Below are 2,124 nucleotides of genomic sequence, written 5' to 3'. Positions count from 1 at the left end.
CCGACATCGCCGCTCGAGTTGCCGTCATTGCACGAAATTCCGGTCAGCTTCCAGTTCGCCGGCACGGTCTCGGTCGAGCTGTAGTTGCCGGGCACCAGGTTGCCAACCGTGATCTGCTGGCCATCGGAAATTTCGCCCGCCGCGTTACCGGTGAAGGTGAACGCATCGGGCGAGCCGTCGGGCAGGGTCTGTTTCTCGACAACGATCGTGCCGCGCTGGGTGTTGGTGAACACACAGCGCACCGCTTCATCGGCGGCGACGTTAAAGGTCGCGGTCGCCGTGCCGGTATTTCCGGTGCTGTCGCTGTCGTCACAGACGATCGAGGTCAGATCCCAGCCGGCCGGCAGGGTCTCGGTTGAGGTGTAGGTGCCCGGATCGACCAGCACCGTGATGCTGTTGCCGTCAGTGAGTGAGCCGGCGACATCGCCGGTGAAATCGAACGCCTGCAGGCTGCCTTCGGGCAGGGTCTGTTTCTCGACGGTGATCGAGCCCCGCTGGGTGTTGGTGAACACGCAGGTCACGGTCTCGCCGGCGTCGAGCACGAAGTTTGCCGTGGCCGTTGTGAGATCGCCGGTGCTGTCGGCATCGTTGCACACGATGTCGGTCAGCTTCCAGCCTTCCGGAACCGTCTCGGTTGAACTGTAGTTGCCCGGCGCCAGATTGTCGACGATGATTTGCCCATCATCGATCAGGTTGCCGGCGGCATCGCCGGTGAAGGCAAAGCTTTGCAGGCTGCCTGGCGGATTGGTCTTCTTCTCGACGATAATGGTGCCTGGTTCCTCCGCGCATGCATCGGGAACGGTAATTGTGTTGTTGGCAGTGGTGACCGTCGAGCCAAATGCCAGAGCCCTGCCCTCGAGCGTTGCCGAATCTCCCAGCGTAATGCTGAGTCCGGCAGCCGTACCCCGAAACACCGTTCCGACAAAAGCGGCATTGGCGCCGATGGTTGTACCACCCCCGGGCGTCCAGAAGACATTGTCCGTGCAGACGCCATCAGCTGCGATCACACTGGAACCGGCCGCCGGACTCAGCGCACCGGCCGGCCTGAAAATGAATACCCCATCACCGCTCAGGGTTACCGTCGTATCCGCGGTGATGGTCATTGCACCGGAACTCGAGTAGCAGCCGGGCGGGAACTCTCCGGCCGGCCCACCACCGATACTGATTTGATCCAGCGCGACGGCGGCACCGATATCAGTACAGGCCTGCACGTCGAGGTAGGCCCGGGCGGCATTCTGGTCCGTTCCCGTTTCAGGCGGACATGGAACAAAGATTGTCCCGGTTACAGTCGGATTGACTGCAGGCGGAGTCGTGTAACAGACATCGCCATCCACAGTCGTCCCGGCGGTATTGGTGAAGGTTTCGGAAACGATTCCGAATGGGCTGGTCGACCCAAGGTCCGGCGCAGTCTGGGACAATGCGGGGATGACCATCAATAGCAGCACCACTGCGGCGCTCGGCCTGACAATGCGCGACGCTCTCCGCTGAAACGAGCCCCCTCCCGGTGGAGATGACCCGATGATCCCCGCAAGCGGGCCTCGGGAATTCTTCTTTTTCAAGACTCTCTCCCTGTTGGGTATCCAACAGAGGAATGAGCACCAAGGCTAATCCAGAGTTTTTCACGACTCTGTGCGATGTCGCACATTACATTGGCTCACTGAGCCTTGATGCAATGACGATGCCGCTGATCGAAGTATTGGACTCCGCCACGCCAATAAAAGAACCCTGACCGCGCGAGCGGCCAGGGTCTTCACTCCGGAACTGCAACAACTATCTTCGATTCAGATCAAGATGCCGTAGGAATACTGCAGCCATGACCATCATTATCAAGACAAACAGTGCAATCCCGCCCTGTGAAAAAATCGGCACACTCCGCGACTCCACCTGCTGCGAATTGATAAATGTGCAGGTGACGCTCTCGCCAGCCCCAAGATCGATGGCATTGACCGGCGAGCCGTCGTCGCAAGTAGCGCTGTCAAGTTGCCAGCCGTCCGGCACGTTTTCGCTGACCGCGTAAACGCCGGGTGTGCGTGTCTCCACGACGAACTCGCCGTGCATCAGGCTGAAGTTGCCCAGATCACCGCTGAAGCCGAAAGAGTCGCCCGTATCAGAAGGGTTGGCCTG

Annotated in this window: 2 protein-coding genes; both read right to left on the bottom strand. The window is 60.1% G+C overall.

Features of this window, described 5'->3' with window-relative positions:
* A partial coding sequence (locus G4Y73_RS12825; protein ID WP_164232171.1) for an ice-binding family protein occupies window positions 1–1,448 on the bottom strand: 1,448 nt, incomplete at its 3' end.
* Window positions 1,449–1,770: 322 nt separating this feature from the next.
* Window positions 1,771–2,124: hypothetical protein (locus G4Y73_RS12820; RefSeq protein ID WP_164232169.1), on the bottom strand; the 354-nt coding region annotated here is incomplete at its 5' end.

The organism is Wenzhouxiangella sp. XN201, from assembly GCF_011008905.1.
Classification (GTDB): domain Bacteria; phylum Pseudomonadota; class Gammaproteobacteria; order Xanthomonadales; family Wenzhouxiangellaceae; genus Wenzhouxiangella.
This window is presented reverse-complemented; position numbering and strand designations above follow the sequence as displayed.